We start from the raw sequence: 17,646 nt of genomic DNA, 5'->3' as shown, positions 1-17,646 counted from the left end.
ACAAATAACAATAGTGTTGAATTTGACGTCCTCTTCGCTGGCAAGTCAGCTCCTACAGTGGGCGGCGTCGGTCAGAACGAATCACCCGGTACGCGAACGTAACCTTCCATCAACACCCGCGCACTGCGGCTCATGATGGCTTTGTTCACGGTCCACTCACCATTCACCTGACTGGCTTCGGCGCCGACGCGCAAGGTGCCGGACGGGTGACCGAAGCGCACCGCATTGCGTTCCACGCCGCCCGCCGCAAGGTTGACCAGGGTGCCGGAAATCGCCGCCGCGGTACCGATGGCGACAGCCGCCGTGCCCATCATCGCGTGGTGCAACTTGCCCATCGACAACGCACGCACCAGCAGGTCCACATCACCCGCCGCAACCGTTTTGCCGCTGGACGACACGTAGTCAGCCGGCTTGGCCACGAACGCCACTTTCGGCGTGTGCTGGCGCTTGGCGGCTTCGTCGATGTTGGCAATCAGGCCCATGCGCAGCGCGCCGTAGGCACGGATGGTTTCGAACATCAGCAAAGCTTTTGGATCGCCGTTGATCGCGCCCTGCAACTCGGTGCCCTTGTAGCCGATGTCTTCGGCATTGACGAAAATCGTCGGGATGCCGGCATTGATCATGGTCGCCTTGAGGGTGCCGACGCCGGGCACTTCCAGATCATCGCTCAGGTTGCCGGTCGGGAACATCGACCCGCCACCGCCCTCTTCTTCCGCAGCCGGATCCATGAATTCGACTTGCACTTCAGCGGCCGGGAAGGTCACGCCGTCGAGTTCGAAATCGCCGGTTTCCTGCACTTCGCCGTTGGTGATCGGCACGTGGGCAATGATGGTCTTGCCGATGTTGGCCTGCCATACGCGCACCACGGCCACGCCGTTGTGCGGAATGCGGCTGGCGTCCACCAGACCGTTGCTGATGGCGAACGAACCGACCGCCGCCGACAGGTTGCCGCAGTTGCCGCTCCAGTCCACGAAAGGCTTGTCGATGGAGACTTGGCCGAACAAGTAGTCGACGTCGTGATCGGCCTTGATGCTTTTCGACAGGATCACGGTTTTGCTGGTGCTCGACGTCGCGCCGCCCATGCCGTCGATTTGTTTGTCGTACGGGTCGGGACTGCCGATCACACGCAGCAGCAAGGCATCGCGGGCCGGACCTGGAACCTGTGCGGCTTCAGGCAAGTCTTGCAGGCTGAAGAACACGCCTTTGCTGGTGCCGCCACGCATGTAGGTGGCGGGAATCTTGATTTGCGGTGCGTGAGCCATGGTGCTCATTACTCCTGATCTGGAAAAAGACACGGGACTCAAAGTCCCGTGTCCGTGCAGCGCGTGTTAAACGGCAACCGCCGATTCTTCGAGGAAGTCCTGGGCGAAGCGTTGCAGCACGCCGCCGGCCTCGTAGATCGACACTTCTTCGGCGGTATCAAGACGGCAGGTCACCGGCACTTCGACGCGCTCACCGTTCTTGCGATGGATCACCAGCGTCAGCTCGGCGCGCGGTGTACGGTCACCGACGACGTCGTAGGTTTCGCTGCCGTCGATGGCCAGGGTGTGGCGGTTGGTGCCCGGCTTGAACTCCAGCGGCAACACGCCCATGCCCACCAGGTTGGTGCGGTGGATGCGCTCGAAACCTTCAGCGGCAATCGCCTCCACGCCCGCCAGGCGCACGCCCTTCGCCGCCCAGTCGCGGGACGAGCCCTGACCGTAGTCGGCACCGGCGATGATGATCAGCGGCTGCTTGCGGTCCATGTAGGTTTCGATGGCTTCCCACATCCGCATGACCTTGCCTTCCGGCTCCACGCGAGCCAGCGAGCCCTGCTTGACCTTGCCGTTTTCCTGAACCATTTCGTTGAACAGTTTCGGGTTGGCGAAGGTCGCGCGCTGCGCGGTGAGGTGGTCGCCACGGTGAGTCGCGTAAGAGTTGAAGTCCTCTTCCGGCAGGCCCATTTTCGCCAGGTATTCACCGGCGGCGCTGTCGAGCATGATCGCGTTCGACGGCGACAGGTGGTCGGTGGTGATGTTGTCCGGCAGCACGGCCAGCGGGCGCATGCCCTTGAGCGGACGGGCGCCGGCCAGCGCGCCTTCCCAGTACGGCGGACGGCGGATGTAGGTGCTCATCTCGCGCCACTCATACAGCGGTGCGACTTTCGGCCCGGTGTCTTCGTGGATGGCGAACATCGGGATGTACACCTGACGGAACTGCTCCGGCTTCACCGAAGCCTTGACCACCGCGTCGATTTCTTCGTCGCTCGGCCAGATGTCTTTCAGGCGGATTTCCTTGCCGTCGACCACACCCAACACATCCTTCTCGATGTCGAAGCGGATGGTGCCGGCGATGGCGTAGGCGACCACCAGCGGCGGCGACGCGAGGAACGCTTGCTTGGCGTACGGGTGGATCCGTCCGTCGAAGTTGCGGTTACCGGACAGCACAGCGGTGGCGTACAGGTCGCGGTCGATGATCTCTTGCTGGATCACCGGGTCCAGCGCACCGGACATGCCGTTGCACGTGGTGCAGGCAAAGGCGACGACGCCGAAACCGAGTTGTTCCAGTTCGCTGGTCAGGCCGGCTTCGTCGAGGTACAGCGCCACGGTTTTCGAACCCGGGGCCAGGGACGACTTGACCCATGGCTTGCGGGTCAGGCCGAGCTTGTTGGCGTTGCGCGCCAGCAGGCCGGCAGCGATCACGTTGCGTGGGTTGCTGGTATTGGTGCAACTGGTGATGGCCGCGATGATTACCGCGCCGTCAGGCATTTGGCCCGGTACATCGTCCCACTGGCCGGAGATGCCTTTGGCCGCCAGATCCGACACCGCGACACGGGCGTGCGGGTTGCTCGGGCCGGCCATGTTGCGCACCACCGAGGACAGGTCGAACGTCAGGCCGCGCTCGTATTGCGCGCCTTTCAGGCTGTCAGCCCAGAGGCCCGTGGTCTTGGCGTAGTTCTCCACCAACTGCACCTGCTCGTCTTCACGGCCGGTGAGCTTGAGGTAGTCGATGGTCTGCTGGTCGATGTAGAACATCGCCGCCGTGGCGCCGTATTCCGGGGCCATGTTGGAGATGGTCGCGCGGTCGCCAAGGGTCAGCGCGGCGGCGCCTTCGCCGAAGAACTCCAGCCATGCGCCGACGACTTTTTGCTTGCGCAGGAACTCGGTCAGCGCCAGCACCATGTCGGTGGCGGTGATGCCCGGCTGCAGCTTGCCAGTGAGTTCAACGCCGACGCTTTCCGGCAGACGCATCCACGATGCGCGACCGAGCATGACGCTTTCCGCTTCCAGACCACCGACGCCGATGGCGATCACGCCCAGCGCATCGACGTGCGGGGTGTGGCTGTCGGTGCCGACGCAGGTGTCGGGGAATGCCACGCCATCACGCACCTGGATCACCGGAGACATTTTCTCCAGGTTGATCTGGTGCATGATGCCGTTGCCCGGCGGAATCACGTCGACGTTCTTGAACGCCTTCTTGGTCCAGTTGATGAAGTGGAAACGGTCTTCGTTGCGACGATCTTCGATGGCGCGGTTCTTTTCGAACGCTTCCGGATCGAAGCCGCCGCGCTCGACGGCCAGGGAGTGGTCGACGATCAATTGGGTCGGCACCACCGGGTTCACTTGCGCCGGGTCGCCGCCTTGCAGGGCGATGGCGTCACGCAGGCCGGCGAGGTCGACCAGCGCGGTCTGGCCGAGAATGTCGTGGCACACCACGCGGGCCGGGAACCACGGGAAGTCGAGGTCGCGCTTGCGCTCGATGAATTGCTTCAGGGATTCGGTGAGCGTGGCCGGGTCGCAGCGACGCACAAGGTTTTCCGCCAGCACGCGGGAGGTGTACGGCAGGGTGTCGTAGGCGCCCGGCTGAATGGCTTCGACAGCCGCACGGACGTCGAAGTAATCCAGATGACTGCCAGGCAGCGATTTGCGAAATTCTGTGTTCATCGTCAGGACTCGGTCACGGTAATTACAAAGGGTGGGGCTGGCACCGGGCATGAAGTAAACACTGTCCACTGTGGGAGCGAGCTTGCTCGCGATGGTGTGTCAGTCGACACCAATGTGAATGACATTCCATCGCGAGCAGGCTCGCTCCTACAGGGATCGATGCGTTATTCAGATCCCTGCGTCGCCCCGACCATTCAGCGTTGTTCGATTGGCACGAACTTGCGCTGTTCGACGCCGATGTACTCGGCGCTCGGGCGGATGATGCGGTTGTTGGCGCGTTGTTCGTACACGTGGGCGGCCCAGCCGGTCAGGCGCGAGCAGACGAAAATCGGTGTGAACAACTTGGTCGGGATGCCCATGAAGTGGTACGCCGAGGCATGGTAGAAGTCGGCGTTCGGGAACAGCTTCTTCTGTTCCCACATGGTGGCGTCGATGGCTTCGGAAACCGGGAACAGCACCTTGTCGCCCACTTCGTTGGCGAGTTTTTTCGACCAGCCCTTGATCACTTCGTTACGCGGATCGTTGTCCTTATAGATCGCGTGGCCGAAGCCCATGATCTTGTCCTTGCGCGCCAGCATGCCGAGCGTGCCTTCGACCGCCTCTTCAGGCGAGGAGAAGCGCTCGATCATTTCCATCGCCGCTTCGTTGGCGCCACCGTGCAGCGGACCGCGCAGCGAACCAATGGCTGCAGTGATGCAGGAATACAGGTCGGACAGGGTCGATGCGCAAACCCGTGCGGTGAAGGTCGAGGCGTTGAATTCGTGCTCTGCGTAGAGGATCAGCGACACGTTCATCACTTTGACATGCAACTCGCTCGGCTTCTTGCCGTGCAGCAGGTGCAGGAAGTGGCCACCGATGGTCGGCTCGTCGCTCACGCAATCGATGCGCTTGCCTTCGTGGCTGAAGCGATACCAGTAGGTCATGATCGCCGGGAACGCGGCCAGCAGACGGTCGGTCTTGTCGTGTTGCTCGGAGAAATCCAGCTCTGGTTCCAGGTTACCCAGGAACGAGCAACCGGTGCGCATCACATCCATCGGGTGAGCATCGGCGGGGATGCGCTCAAGCACTTCTTTCAAGGCTTGTGGCAGATCACGCAGCTTGCTCAGCTTGGTGATGTAAGCCGCCAGCTGCGCCTTGGTCGGCAGTTCGCCGTACAGCAGCAGGTAGGCGACTTCTTCGAATTGTGCGTCAGCCGCCAGTTCGCGAACGTCGTAGCCGCGATAGGTCAGGCCTGCGCCCGACTGGCCCACGGTGGACAGTGCGGTTTGTCCGGCGACCTGGCCACGGAGCCCGGCGCCACTGAGTACTTTTGCTTCGGCCATTGCTGTCTCCAGTTTTCTTGAATTTGTCAGAGATTCTTTGTCTGCCTACCTGGTTGCCGGACTGTCTGATCGCATGATCGCTGGATTCCCTGTAGGAGCTAGCTTGCTAGCGATGATAGACGCTGCACTGCGGGGCATCAGGCTCCCCCGCGTTATCGTTGACGTCCATCGCGAGCAAGCTCGCTCCTACAGGTACCATTGCAGTCTCGGCTGCAGGTTTACAGGTACAGGGTGTTCATTACTTCTTCGCCGCAAACAACGCATCGAGCTTCTGCTCGAAGGTGTGGTAGTCGATGCGATCGTAAAGTTCCATGCGAGTCTGCATGGTGTCGATGACGTTCTGCTGCGTGCCGTCGCGACGGATCGCGGTGTAGACGTTCTCGGCAGCCTTGTTCATGGCGCGGAAGGCCGACAGCGGGTACAGCACCAGCGACACATCGGCACCTGCCAGTTGCTCGGTGGTGTACAGCGGCGTCGCGCCGAATTCGGTGATGTTGGCCAGGATCGGCGCTTTCACGCGGCTGGCGAACAGCTTGTACATCTCCAGTTCGGTGATAGCTTCCGGGAACACCATGTCGGCGCCGGCCTCGATGCACGCGGCGGCACGATCCAGGGCAGATTCCAGACCTTCCACTGCCAGGGCGTCGGTACGGGCCATGATCACGAAGCTGTCATCGGTACGGGCATCGACGGCGGCCTTGATGCGGTCGACCATTTCCTGCTGCGAGACGATTTCTTTGTTAGGACGGTGGCCGCAACGCTTGGCGCCGACCTGGTCTTCGATGTGAATCGCCGCCGCGCCGAACTTGATCATCGACTTGACGGTACGGGCGACGTTGAACGCCGAGGAGCCGAAACCGGTGTCCACGTCCACCAGCAGCGGCAGGTCGCAGACGTCGGTGATGCGACGCACGTCGGTCAGCACGTCATCCAGGCCGGTGATGCCCAGGTCCGGCACGCCGAGGGAGCCCGCAGCCACCCCACCACCCGACAGGTAGATCGCCTTGAAACCGGCGCGCTTGGCCAGCAGCGCGTGGTTGGCGTTGATTGCGCCGACCACTTGCAATGGATGCTCGCTGGCGACCGCATCGCGGAAACGCTGGCCTGGAGTGCTCTTGTTCAAACTCATGACTCACCTCGTTTGGCTGTCGGGTTGGCGCCGTCCTGGTAATGACGGGCGATATTGCGTTTGGAAGCGCCGATGTGGCGGCGCATCAACAACTCGGCCAGTTCACCGTCACGGTCGGCGATGGCATCGAGAATTCGGTGGTGCTCGGCGAATGCCTGGTGTGGCCGATTGGGCGTGGTGGAGAACTGGATGCGGTACATGCGCACCAATTGATACAGCTCGCCGCAGAGCATTTGCGTCAGCGTACGGTTGCCGCTGCCCTGGATGATTCGGTAGTGGAAGTCGAAATCGCCTTCCTGCTGGTAGTAGCCCCGACCCGCCTGAAACGCCTCGTCGCGCTCGTGGGTTTCAAGGACCCGACGCAGCTCGTCGATTTCTTCGAGGGTCATACGCTCGGCGGCCAGGCGACAGGCCATGCCTTCGAGGGACTCACGGATTTCGTAAAGCTCGAGCAGCTCGGCATGGTTGAGCGACACCACCCGCGCACCGACGTGCGGCACACGCACCAGCAGGCGCTGGCCTTCGAGGCGGTGGATGGCTTCGCGCAACGGACCACGGCTGATGCCGTAGGTACGCGCCAGCTCGGGTTCGGAGATTTTGCTGCCCGGGGCGATCTCACCCTTGACGATGGCCGCCTGAATGCGCCGGAAGACGTTCTCGGAAAGTGTTTCCGAATCGTCCTGGGCAATGATCGGGGGATCGAGTTGATCCAGCATATTGTCGACACCTTGAAAGCCAATGCCGCAAAAACTAGCGAATCAAGGCGCCTTAGTCAAAGGATAATTAGATATTGTCGACAATCGTCTAATAACCGTCTGCACCATAACAAAGCAGAAACCTCTGTTTATAGCCGCCGGCCAGCGCTGGCGCCATAAAACCACCGTGCTAGAATGCCGCCCGCATTTGTTTGCCACATCTGCACGGCTTGTCATAAATAGCTGATAGGCATACGAGGGAGCTTGCGCAGTGATGCCAGGGCCTTGAATCGAAGTACGGACCGCTGCGCACCAGGATTTATGAGACTCAAGCCCTTCCCCACACTCCTTTATTTTCTCTGTCTGCCCGGTTTTGCCGCAGCGGGGGAAAAGACCGTGTACGGCCTCAATGAATACGCGTCCCTGGGCGGTATCGACCTGGAAGTGGCGGCCAAACTCGACACCGGGGCGAAAACCGCATCCCTGAGTGCCCGCGACATCAAACGCTTCAAACGCAACGGCGAGTCGTGGGTGCGTTTCTATCTGGCCATCGACGCTGCCCATTCGCACCCGATCGAACGACCGCTGGCCCGGGTCAGCAAGATCAAGCGTCGGGCCGGCGACTACGACCCCGAAGAAGGCAAGAAATACACCGCCCGCCCGGTGATCGAACTGGATATCTGCATGGGCTCGGCCCTGCGCAGCATCGAAGTGAACCTGACCGACCGCAGCGCTTTTCAATACCCGCTCCTGATTGGCTCCGAAGCACTCAAACGCTTCGACGCGCTGGTCGACCCCAGCCTCAAATATGCTGCCGGCAAACCCGCCTGCACCACCGACGCTCATACCGCAGAGTAATTTAAATGCGCTCTCTTACCCTTCACCTGAAACTGCTGATCGCCATTCTGGTGGTGCTGGGCATTTCAGTTACGGCCTATCAGATCTTCGTGCTCGGCATTCCCGTGACCGAAGACGCCACCGACGACTTGTGGAACATCGACGCCAAGGTCGAGTTCGTCGCCAATGCCAAGGACCCGGTCAAGATCCAGATGTTCGTGCCACCCCTGAGCCGCGACTTCGTCAGCCTCAATGAGAGCTTCATCTCCAACAACTACGGCGTGGCGGTGAACCGCGTCGACGGCAACCGCAAGGTCACCTGGTCCGCGCGCCGCGCCAAGGGCAACCAGACCCTGTATTACCGCCTGGTGCTGACCAAGCGCTATTCCGGCGAAAAGTCCAAGGTCAAGGGCCCGACTTTCCGCGACAGCATCGCCATCGAAGGCCCGGAAAAAATCGCCGCCGAAGCCCTGCTCGCACCAATCCGCCAACACTCGGCCGACGTCGAGACGTTCATCGGCGAAGCCATCAAACGTGTCAACAATCTCAACGATGACAACGTGAAGTTGCTGCTGGCCGGTGATCCATCCACCGTGCACAAGGCCCGGATCGTCGAACTGCTGCTGTCCATCGCCCACGTGCCCATCGAGAAAGTCCACACCATTCGCCTGGTAGCCGATCAGCCACAAACCCCGGAACTCTGGCTGCGCAGCTTCAACGGCACCGACTGGTTGTACTTCAACCCGGAAACCGGTGAACAAGGCCTGCCGACCGACCGCCTGCTGTGGTGGACGGGTGACGAAAACCTGATCACCGTCGATGGCGGCAAGAAGGCCAACGTGACCTTCAGCCTGAACAACAGCGAAATGAACGCCATTCGCCTGGCGAAGCTGACCGACGAAAACACCGACGCCAACTTCCTCGAATACTCGTTGTACGGCCTGCCGCTGCAAACCCAGCAGACCTTCATGATCATGGTGATGATCCCGATCGGCGTGCTGGTGATCCTGATCCTGCGCAACCTGGTCGGCCTGCAGACGCTGGGTACCTTTACCCCGGTGCTGATCGCCCTGGCCTTCCGCGAGACCCAGCTCGGTTTCGGCATCGTGCTGTTTACCATCATCACGGCGCTGGGGCTGTCGCTGCGTTCCTACCTTGAGCACTTGAAGCTGCAGATGCTGCCAAGGCTGTCCGTGGTGCTGACATTCGTAGTGGTGTTGATCGCCGCAATCAGCCTGTTCAGCCACAAGCTTGGCCTGGAGCGCGGGTTGTCGGTGGCGCTGTTCCCGATGGTGATCCTGACCATGACCATCGAACGCCTGTCGATCACCTGGGAAGAACGCGGTGCCAGCCACGCCATGAAAGTGGCGATCGGCACGCTGTTCGCGGCCTCCCTGGCCCACCTGATCATGACCGTGCCGGAGCTGGTGTACTTCGTCTTCACCTTCCCGGCAGTCCTGCTGATCATGGTGGGCTTCATGCTGGCGATGGGGCGTTATCGCGGCTATCGACTGACCGAACTGGTGCGTTTCAAGGCCTTCCTGAACAAGGCTGACAGCTGATGTTCGGCTTCTGGAAGACCTGGAAGGCCCTGGAAGCCCGCGGCATCATGGGCATCAATCGGCGCAATGCGGACTACGTGCTCAAGTACAACAAGCGCAGCCTGTACCCGATCGTCGACGACAAGATCATTACCAAGGAACGCGCCATCGCCGCCGGCATCCACGTGCCGGAAATGTATGGCGTGATCTCCACCGAGAAAGAAATCGACAACCTCGACAGAATCATCGGCGATCGCAACGACTTCGTGATCAAGCCGGCCCAGGGCGCGGGCGGCGACGGCATCCTGGTGGTCGCTGACCGCTTCGAGGGCCGCTTTCGCACGGTGTCCGGAAAAATCATCAGCCGGGAGGAAATCCAGCATCAGATTTCCAGCATCCTCACCGGCCTGTATTCGCTGGGCGGGCATCGCGACCGGGCACTGATCGAATACCGGGTGATCCCGGACCAGATCTTCAAAAGCATCAGTTACGAAGGCGTACCGGACATCCGCATCATCGTGCTGATGGGTTACCCGGTCATGGCCATGCTGCGCTTGCCGACCCGCCAGTCCAGCGGCAAGGCCAACCTGCACCAGGGCGCCATCGGCGTCGGTGTCGACCTGGCCACCGGCCTGACCCTGCGCGGTACCTGGCTGAACAACATCATCAACAAACACCCCGACACCACCAACGCCGTTGACGGCGTGCAATTGCCTTACTGGGACGGTTTCATGAAACTCGCCGCCGGTTGTCATGAGCTGTGCGGCCTGGGTTACATCGGTGTCGACATGGTGCTGGACCAGGAAAAAGGTCCGCTGATCCTGGAGCTCAACGCCCGGCCGGGCTTGAACATCCAGATTGCCAACCACTGCGGTTTGACCCTGCGCACCCATGCGGTCGAAGCGCGACTGGAAGACCTCAGGGCTCGCGGCGTGACCGAAACCGTCGAAGAGCGCGTGGCGTTTGTGCAGGAGATGTTCGGGCATGTCCCGACCGTCGAGGGCTGATTCCCACTCCGTCAGGGATATTCATTGCTTTTGTGGCGAGGGAGCTTGCTCCCGCTCGGCTGCGAAGCAGTCGCAAAACCAGAACACTCGGTGGGACAGAAGAAACCAAGGGGGCTGCTTCGCAATCCAACGGGAGCAAGCTCCCTCGCCACAGGTTTTGCGTAACGGACTCCAACCAGCCATTTTCCGACATCCCCTCTAGGACCAAATCCTGCAGGGGACTACAATCCCCACCCCGCCTCAACGGCCGATCGCCCTCACCCATGTTGACCTGCTCCGTACACCCGCTTCCCTATCGCGCCAACCCCGCCGATTACTTCGCGGCCATCCGCCATGCCCCCGGTGCCGTGCTGCTCGACAGCGGCCGACCGAGCGCCGAACGCGGTCGCTATGACTTGCTCAGCGCCTGGCCACTGGAACAACTGACGGTATTGCCCGACGAAAGCGGTGCTGATTTCCTGCAACGCCTGCGGGAAAATCTGACGCGTCTCGGCGATGCCGCCATGCCTGACAACTGTGAACTGCCCTTTGCCGGCGGTTTGATCGGTTACCTGAGCTACGATTTCGGCCGTCATCTGGAACACCTGCCGAGCCAGGCCCTGGACGACCTGCAATTGCCGGATGCGCGCTTCGGCCTGTACGACTGGGCGCTGATCAGCGATCACCAGCGGCAGACCACTCAGTTAGTGTTTCATCCGGTGCTGCCGGACAGCGAGCGCGAGCGTTTGATTCAGCTCTTCGAGCAGCCAGCGGTTGAATCGGTGGAGGCTTTCAAACTGCAAGCGCCGATGAATGCCGACCTGAGCGCCGATCAATATCGCCACGCCATCGAGCGCATTCAGCAATACATCCAGGCCGGCGACTGCTATCAGGTCAACTTCGCCCAACGCTTCCGCGCCCCTTGCCAGGGTGATCCATGGACCGCGTACTGCGCGTTGCGGGCGGCGTGCCCGACACCCTTTTCCGGCTTCCAGAGCCTGCCCGACGGCGCCGCCGTGCTGAGCCTGTCGCCGGAGCGCTTCGTCAAAGTCAGCGAGCGGCTGGTTGAAACCCGGCCGATCAAAGGCACTCGCCCTCGTGGTGTCACACCCGCCGAAGACGCGGCCAACGCCGCCGAACTGTTGGCCAGCCCCAAGGATCGCGCGGAAAACCTGATGATCGTCGACCTGCTGCGCAACGACCTCGGTCGGACCTGCAGAACGGGTTCGGTACGGGTACCGGAATTGTTCAGTCTGGAAAGCTACCCCAACGTGCATCACCTGGTGAGCAGCGTGACCGGCCAATTGGCCGATGATCGCGACGCGCTGGACTTGATCGCCGGCAGCTTCCCGGGCGGCTCGATTACCGGGGCGCCGAAAATTCGCGCGATGCAGATCATCGATGAGCTGGAACCGACCCGGCGCGGGCTGTATTGCGGTTCGTTGTTGTACCTGGACGTGCGCGGCGAGATGGACAGCTCCATCGCCATTCGCAGTTTGCTGGTCAAGGATGGGCAGGTGTGTTGCTGGGGCGGTGGCGGGATTGTCGCGGATTCGCAGTGGCAGGCCGAGTATCAGGAATCGATCACCAAGGTGAAGGTGCTGCTCGATACCCTGCAAAACCTCTGATTAACACCGCTCCCTGTGGGAGTGAGCCTGCTCGCGATGAACTTGAAGACCCCGCTCGCTTTCAGACTGAACGCGTGATCGTTGACGTCCATCGCGAGCAGGCTCGCTCCTACAGGGGGTCGCGTTACAGGCTCAGGGCGCGGTTGGAGGCCTTGATGAATTCCTGCTTCAGGTCTTCAAAGGTGTGCACCGCCGGGAATTGCGGGAACTCACGGATCACGTTGTCCGGTGCATGGAACAGAATGCCGGCATCGGCCTCGCCCAGCATCGTGGTGTCGTTGTAGGAATCACCGGCGGCAATGACCCGGTAGTACAGGCTCTTGAAGGACAATACCGACTGGCGCTTCGGGTCTTTCTGACGCAACTGATAGCTCGTCACCCGTCCGGCATCGTCGGTAATCAGACGATGGCACAGCAAGGTCGGGAAGCCCAGCTGGCGCATCAGCGGCTGGGAAAATTCGTAGAAGGTGTCCGACAGAATCACCACCTGGAAGCGCTCACGCAGCCAGTTGACGAATTCAATGGCGCCGTCCAGCGGCTTGAGCGTGGCGATCACTTCCTGGATATCAGCGAGCTTCAGGTTTTGTTCGTCGAGAATCCGCAGGCGCTGCTTCATCAACACGTCGTAGTCGGGAATGTCCCGGGTGGTGGCCCTGAGGGATTCGATCCCGGTTTTTTCGGCGAAGGCGATCCAGATTTCCGGGACCAGCACACCTTCAAGGTCCAGACAGGCAATTTCCACAAGACACTCCCATTTGTATTGTTTATTGAGTCGAGCGAGCCCGAACTCTAGCGATTACTCCCCCACCACGCAACGCAGAGGACACCCCGACCGGCGCAGCTTTTTGTTACCATCGGCCCAATATAGAGCGCCCAGCGCCAATGACCTGTAGGAAGCCGCCCTGATGAGCCCAACGTTCGACGTCGTGGAACTCGCCACGACCTATGCCAACAAATCCGCCCAGGACATCCTGAAACTCGCGTTCGCCGAGTTTGGCGATGACCTGTGGATATCTTTCAGCGGCGCCGAGGATGTGGTGCTGGTGGACATGGCCTGGAAGCTGAACAAGAACGTCAAGGTGTTCAGCCTCGACACCGGTCGCTTGCACCCCGAGACCTACCGCTTCATCGATCAAGTGCGCGAGCACTACAAGATCGACATCGAACTGGTGTCGCCGGACTACACCAGACTTGAACCGTTCGTGAAGGAAAAGGGCCTGTTCAGTTTCTACAAGGACGGCCATGGCGAATGCTGCGGCATCCGCAAGATCGAACCGCTGCGCCGCAAGCTGTCAGGCGTGAAAGCCTGGGCCACCGGCCAACGCCGCGATCAGAGTCCCGGCACTCGCAGCGCGGTCGCTGTGATGGAAATCGACGGCGCGTTTTCCACCCCGGAGCGCACCCTGTACAAATTCAACCCGCTGGCACAAATGACCAGCGAAGAGATCTGGGGCTACATCCGCATGCTGGAGCTGCCATACAACAGCCTGCACGAGCGCGGGTTCATCAGCATCGGCTGCGAACCCTGCACCCGCCCGGTACTACCGAACCAGCACGAACGCGAAGGCCGCTGGTGGTGGGAAGAAGCCACGCAGAAGGAATGCGGGCTGCACGCGGGCAATATCATCAGCAAGTCCAAAGCGTAAACCCACTGTAGGAGCGAGCCTGCTCGCGATGGTCGTTAACGATAACGCTGGGAACCTGACACCCCGCAACGTTCTCGGGTTCATCGCGAGCAGGCTCGCTCCTACAGGATTCGTGACCCACCCAAAAATGTGTACACAGAAACGTCACCATCGGTGCCATTTCTGTGTGCACTTTTAGTTTCCTCGCCCGAAAAAGTTACATCCTGCCTTTCCGACCACCTGGGTCGACTCTTCCCACAAAGCCTGTCGAAAAATAAATACCTGTTCGAACGGTCAATTTATATCGCCTTTTTTCAGGCACTTAGCATCAACCCATAACAAAATGAAATGAGCAGCTGACTTTATAGATTCCTGGCTGGCATGGATCTGGCAAAGGTGCATACATGTTTTGTATACAATAATCTCAAAACATACACACACATTAGATCCGCAAGCCTGAAGCGCCCTATCCCGTACAGGCTGCAGATGCCCCGTAACCAATGATATTCGCCACCCGCGACGAAGATTTGTCGAGCCCTTGCGCTCATGCACAGTCATCGCGGCGTCGAGCATCAGGAGCCTGCCGGAATGCGTACAAGTCTCTCCAATAACACTATCGCGCTGGATCTACCCTCCTCCCACGTCACGCACACACCTGGTGACCCAACCCTGCAATCCCCCGTGGCACTCAGCCCGCGCCTGCATAACAAGGACCTGGCACCGACCAAGGCCGAAGGCCGGCGCTGGGGTCGCTACAGCATCTTTGCCCTATGGACCAACGACGTTCACAACATCGCCAACTATTCGTTCGCCATCGGCCTCTACGCCCTGGGCCTGGGTGGCTGGCAGATTCTGCTGTCCCTGGGGATTGGCGCGGCGCTGGTGTATTGCTTCATGAACCTTTCCGGCTACATGGGCCAGAAGACCGGGGTGCCCTTCCCGGTCATCAGCCGCATCAGTTTCGGTATTCACGGTGCGCAGATTCCCGCGTTGATCCGCGCCGTCATCGCCATTGCCTGGTTCGGCATTCAGACATACCTGGCCTCGGTGGTGTTCCGCGTCTTGTTGACCGCCGTCCACCCCGGATTCGCCGACTACGACCACAACTCGATCCTCGGTTTGTCGACCCTGGGCTGGGTGTGCTTCGTGGCGATCTGGTTCGTGCAGCTGGCGATCCTCGCCTATGGCATGGAGATGGTGCGACGCTACGAGGCCTTTGCCGGGCCGGTGATCCTGCTGACTGTCGCGGCACTCGCCGCGTGGATGTACACCCAGGCCAATGCGACCATCGCCTGGTCGATCCGCGACCCCCTGACCGGTGGCGAGATGTGGCGCAACATCTTCGCCGGTGGCGCGCTGTGGCTGGCGATCTACGGCACGCTGATCCTGAATTTCTGCGACTTCGCCCGTTCTTCGCCGTGCCGCAAGACCATCAAGGTCGGCAATTTCTGGGGCCTGCCGGTCAACATTCTGGTGTTTGCCTCGATCACGGTGCTGCTGTGCGGCGCGCAATTCCAGATCAATGGCCACATTATTGAAAGCCCTACAGAAATTATCGCCTCGATCCCCAACACCTTCTTCCTGGTACTTGGCTGTCTGGCGTTCCTCATCGTCACAGTCGCGGTCAACATCATGGCCAACTTCGTCGCCCCGGCCTTCGTACTCAGCAACCTGGCGCCGAAATACCTGACGTTCCGTCGCGCCGGGCTGATCAGCGCGACCATCGCCGTGCTGATCCTGCCCTGGAACCTCTACAACAGCCCGCTGGTGATCGTGTACTTCCTGTCAGGCCTCGGCGCCCTGCTCGGGCCGCTGTATGGCGTGATCATGGTCGACTACTGGCTGATACGAAAAGGTCAGGTCAACGTGCCGCAGTTGTACAGCGAAGACCCGAACGGCGCCTATTACTACAGCCGAGGGGTCAACCTGCGCGCCGTGGCGGCGTTCATTCCTGCTGCCCTGATCGCCATCGTCCTGGCACTGGTGCCGGGCTTCCACCTCGTGTCGCCGTTCTCGTGGCTGATCGGCGCCGGGATTGCCGGGATGCTCTACCTGATCATCGCCAAACGCCAACCGCACTACGCCGATGTCAGCGGCGAAGCGATCGCGGTCGACAACGTCAGTCATTAATCACCCGGCGGCCCGGCATGCCCGGGCCGCGAATCACCGCGCAATAAGGACTCCCCATGCGAATTCTCGTGGTCAACGTCAACACCACCGAATCCATCACCCAGGCCATCGCCCGCTCGGCCCAGGCCGTTGCCTCCCCCGGCACGGAAATCGTCGGCCTGACGCCGCACTTCGGTGCCGATTCCGTCGAAGGCAACTTTGAAAGCTATCTGGCGGCCATTGCGGTGATGGATCGGGTGATGTCCTACGACCAACCCTTCGACGCCGTCATTCAAGCCGGCTACGGCGAGCACGGCCGCGAAGGCCTGCAGGAACTGCTCAACGTGCCGGTGGTGGACATCACCGATGCGGCGGCGAGCACCGCGATGTTTCTCGGCCATGCCTATTCGGTGGTCACGACCCTCGACCGTACGGTGCCGCTGATCGAGGATCGTCTCAAACTCTCCGGGCTCTGGGATCGTTGCGCGTCGGTGCGGGCCAGTGGTCTGGCGGTACTGGAGCTGGAGCACGAACCGCAACGCGCACTGGAAGCTATCGTGCATCAGGCCGAACTGGCGGTGACCCAGGACAAGGCCGAGGTGATTTGCCTCGGCTGCGGCGGCATGGCCGGGCTGGATGAACAGATTCGCCGACGCACCGGAGTGCCGGTGGTGGACGGTGTGACGGCGGCGGTGACCATTGCCGAATCCCTGGTGCGTCTGGGGTTGTCGACATCGAAAGTGCGGACTTACGCGACGCCACGGCCGAAAAGGATTATTGGCTGGCCGGGGCGGTTTGGGCAGTAGACCGCGTCATCGTTCATCGCGAGCAGGCTCATAAAGCACTAAACCTCTGCGTCAGCCCCTGCTCGGCAAACTGCTCAATAATAAAATCCACAAACGCCCGAGTCTTGCCCGGCAGCAATTTATGCTCGGCGTAATAGATAGAAATATTGCCGTCGTCGACATACCAGTCCGGCAACACCCGCTGCAAGGTCCTCGCTTCCAGATAACCCGAGGCGAACGGCATGCTCACCAGCGCAATGCCCAAGCCCTGGGTGGCCGTTGCGCAGGCCGCTTCAGAATCGCTCATGGTCATTCGCGCTTTGAGCACCAATGGACTGTGTTGCTGGCTACGACTGGTCAACTGCCAGGAACGCACCCGGCCGGTCTGCGGCGAGCGAATCAGGATGCCGTCGTGAAGTTTGAGATCGTCGGGCCCGGCAATGGCTTCATGTGCTGCCAGGTAGTCGGCGGACGCCACCAGCACACGGTGGGCCGGGGTCAGCTTGCGCGCCACCACGCCTTGGGGCAGCTCGAATCCGCCACCAATCGCAGCATCGAAACCCTGGCCGATCAAGTCGACCTGACGATTATCGAAATGCCAGTCGGGGTTGATCGCCGGGAAGCGCCTTAGAAACTCCCCAAGCAAGGGTACGACATACAGACGCCCGAACACGGTGCCCATGCTGACTTTCAGCGTCCCCGCCGGTCGCCCCTCGGCACTGGCCAGATTGGCCACGGCGTTCTGGATGGTGTGCAGACTGGCACTGACTTCATCGAGAAACAGCTGACCGGCCTCGGTGAGCGTCAGGCGGCGAGTGCTGCGCTGGAACAACCGGACGCCCAGCCGGGCTTCGAGTTTGGCCACGCTTTTACCTACTGCCGCCGGCGTCAGGCTCAAGCGCCGTGCAGCCTCGGCGAAACTGCCGACCTCGGCACTGCGTACGAAGCATTCGATACTGCTGAAGGTTTCCATAGTCGCCACTATAAACTTTTGGTTTACACAGACTATCGCAATGGCGGTCTACTCAGCCTGTAATCCCGAATCAATACTAGGCTCCATCAACCA

General features: G+C 60.8%; 14 protein-coding genes. 7 read left to right on the top strand and 7 right to left on the bottom strand.

Annotation, left to right across the window (positions count from 1 at the left end; genetic code table 11):
- Positions 1–71: 71 nt before the first annotated feature.
- The 5 genes from prpF to F7R06_RS09230 form a co-directional block, all read right to left on the bottom strand.
- A complete protein-coding gene (prpF, locus tag F7R06_RS09250; protein ID WP_090327472.1) occupies positions 72–1,262 on the bottom strand; it encodes a 2-methylaconitate cis-trans isomerase PrpF in 1,191 nt (396 codons plus the stop codon).
- Positions 1,263–1,328: 66 nt separating this feature from the next.
- Positions 1,329–3,923, bottom strand: a complete 2,595-nt coding sequence (gene acnD / locus F7R06_RS09245; RefSeq protein ID WP_090323973.1) for a Fe/S-dependent 2-methylisocitrate dehydratase AcnD — start codon at positions 3,921–3,923, stop codon at positions 1,329–1,331.
- A gap of 194 nt (positions 3,924–4,117) precedes the next feature.
- Positions 4,118–5,245, bottom strand: a complete 1,128-nt coding sequence (gene prpC / locus F7R06_RS09240; RefSeq protein ID WP_090323975.1) for a bifunctional 2-methylcitrate synthase/citrate synthase — start codon at positions 5,243–5,245, stop codon at positions 4,118–4,120.
- A 238-nt stretch (positions 5,246–5,483) separates the two neighbouring features.
- Positions 5,484–6,374, bottom strand: coding sequence for a methylisocitrate lyase (gene prpB, locus F7R06_RS09235; RefSeq protein ID WP_090323977.1), 891 nt, complete (start codon positions 6,372–6,374; stop codon positions 5,484–5,486).
- Complete coding sequence (locus F7R06_RS09230) at positions 6,371–7,087, bottom strand: GntR family transcriptional regulator (RefSeq protein WP_174552500.1); 717 nt, start codon at positions 7,085–7,087, stop codon at positions 6,371–6,373. Before F7R06_RS09230 ends, prpB begins: the two co-directional genes overlap by 4 nt.
- Before the next feature lie 303 nt (positions 7,088–7,390).
- Here F7R06_RS09230 and rloA point away from each other — a divergent pair, with 303 nt between their 5' ends.
- From rloA to pabB, 4 genes are all read left to right on the top strand, one after another.
- Positions 7,391–7,927, top strand: a complete 537-nt coding sequence (rloA, locus tag F7R06_RS09225) for a retropepsin-like aspartic peptidase RloA (RefSeq protein WP_090323981.1) — start codon at positions 7,391–7,393, stop codon at positions 7,925–7,927.
- A gap of 5 nt (positions 7,928–7,932) precedes the next feature.
- Positions 7,933–9,468 carry an osmotic stress tolerance membrane protein RloB gene (gene rloB, locus F7R06_RS09220; RefSeq protein WP_090323983.1) on the top strand — a complete coding sequence of 512 codons (1,536 nt, stop codon included), beginning with the start codon at positions 7,933–7,935 and terminating at the stop codon, positions 9,466–9,468.
- The gene (locus tag F7R06_RS09215) at positions 9,468–10,454 is read left to right on the top strand and encodes an alpha-L-glutamate ligase-like protein (protein ID WP_090323984.1); all 987 of its coding nucleotides are present in this window, start codon (positions 9,468–9,470) and stop codon (positions 10,452–10,454) included. Before rloB ends, F7R06_RS09215 begins: the two co-directional genes overlap by 1 nt.
- Before the next feature lie 263 nt (positions 10,455–10,717).
- The gene (gene pabB, locus F7R06_RS09210; protein WP_090323986.1) at positions 10,718–12,061 is read left to right on the top strand and encodes an aminodeoxychorismate synthase component I; all 1,344 of its coding nucleotides are present in this window, start codon (positions 10,718–10,720) and stop codon (positions 12,059–12,061) included.
- Between the two features lie 124 nt (positions 12,062–12,185).
- Here the strand turns inward: pabB and thrH are convergent, their stop codons facing one another.
- A complete protein-coding gene (thrH, locus tag F7R06_RS09205; protein WP_090323988.1) occupies positions 12,186–12,803 on the bottom strand; it encodes a bifunctional phosphoserine phosphatase/homoserine phosphotransferase ThrH in 618 nt (205 codons plus the stop codon).
- Between the two features lie 163 nt (positions 12,804–12,966).
- On the opposite strand from thrH, the gene F7R06_RS09200 reads away from it, so the two are divergent.
- The 3 genes from F7R06_RS09200 to F7R06_RS09190 all read left to right on the top strand — a co-directional run bounded on the left by F7R06_RS09200 (position 12,967) and on the right by F7R06_RS09190 (position 16,601).
- A complete protein-coding gene (locus F7R06_RS09200) occupies positions 12,967–13,707 on the top strand; it encodes a phosphoadenylyl-sulfate reductase (RefSeq protein WP_047531543.1) in 741 nt (246 codons plus the stop codon).
- A gap of 567 nt (positions 13,708–14,274) precedes the next feature.
- Positions 14,275–15,816, top strand: a complete 1,542-nt coding sequence (locus tag F7R06_RS09195) for an NCS1 family nucleobase:cation symporter-1 (RefSeq protein WP_090323989.1) — start codon at positions 14,275–14,277, stop codon at positions 15,814–15,816.
- A gap of 56 nt (positions 15,817–15,872) precedes the next feature.
- A complete protein-coding gene (locus tag F7R06_RS09190) occupies positions 15,873–16,601 on the top strand; it encodes an aspartate/glutamate racemase family protein (RefSeq protein ID WP_090323991.1) in 729 nt (242 codons plus the stop codon).
- Positions 16,602–16,629: 28 nt separating this feature from the next.
- Here the strand turns inward: F7R06_RS09190 and F7R06_RS09185 are convergent, their stop codons facing one another.
- Complete coding sequence (locus F7R06_RS09185) at positions 16,630–17,553, bottom strand: LysR family transcriptional regulator (RefSeq protein WP_090323992.1); 924 nt, start codon at positions 17,551–17,553, stop codon at positions 16,630–16,632.
- Between the last annotated feature and the right edge of the window lie 93 nt (positions 17,554–17,646).

It is taken from the genome of Pseudomonas moorei (genome assembly GCF_008801475.1).
Taxonomy (GTDB): Bacteria; Pseudomonadota; Gammaproteobacteria; order Pseudomonadales; family Pseudomonadaceae; genus Aquipseudomonas; species Aquipseudomonas moorei.
This window is presented reverse-complemented; position numbering and strand designations above follow the sequence as displayed.

What these genes read in the sequence shown, in the direction of transcription:
- prpF (WP_090327472.1), bottom strand. Translation starts at nt 1,262, where the DNA reads ATGGCTCACGCACCGCAAATCAAGATTCCCGCCACCTACATGCGTGGC.
- acnD (WP_090323973.1), bottom strand. Translation starts at nt 3,923, where the DNA reads ATGAACACAGAATTTCGCAAATCGCTGCCTGGCAGTCATCTGGATTAC.
- prpC (WP_090323975.1), bottom strand. Translation starts at nt 5,245, where the DNA reads ATGGCCGAAGCAAAAGTACTCAGTGGCGCCGGGCTCCGTGGCCAGGTC.
- prpB (WP_090323977.1), bottom strand. Translation starts at nt 6,374, where the DNA reads ATGAGTTTGAACAAGAGCACTCCAGGCCAGCGTTTCCGCGATGCGGTC.
- rloA (WP_090323981.1), top strand. Translation starts at nt 7,391, where the DNA reads ATGAGACTCAAGCCCTTCCCCACACTCCTTTATTTTCTCTGTCTGCCC.
- rloB (WP_090323983.1), top strand. Translation starts at nt 7,933, where the DNA reads ATGCGCTCTCTTACCCTTCACCTGAAACTGCTGATCGCCATTCTGGTG.
- F7R06_RS09215 (WP_090323984.1), top strand. Translation starts at nt 9,468, where the DNA reads ATGTTCGGCTTCTGGAAGACCTGGAAGGCCCTGGAAGCCCGCGGCATC.
- pabB (WP_090323986.1), top strand. Translation starts at nt 10,718, where the DNA reads ATGTTGACCTGCTCCGTACACCCGCTTCCCTATCGCGCCAACCCCGCC.
- F7R06_RS09200 (WP_047531543.1), top strand. Translation starts at nt 12,967, where the DNA reads ATGAGCCCAACGTTCGACGTCGTGGAACTCGCCACGACCTATGCCAAC.
- F7R06_RS09195 (WP_090323989.1), top strand. Translation starts at nt 14,275, where the DNA reads ATGCGTACAAGTCTCTCCAATAACACTATCGCGCTGGATCTACCCTCC.
- F7R06_RS09190 (WP_090323991.1), top strand. Translation starts at nt 15,873, where the DNA reads ATGCGAATTCTCGTGGTCAACGTCAACACCACCGAATCCATCACCCAG.
- F7R06_RS09185 (WP_090323992.1), bottom strand. Translation starts at nt 17,553, where the DNA reads ATGGAAACCTTCAGCAGTATCGAATGCTTCGTACGCAGTGCCGAGGTC.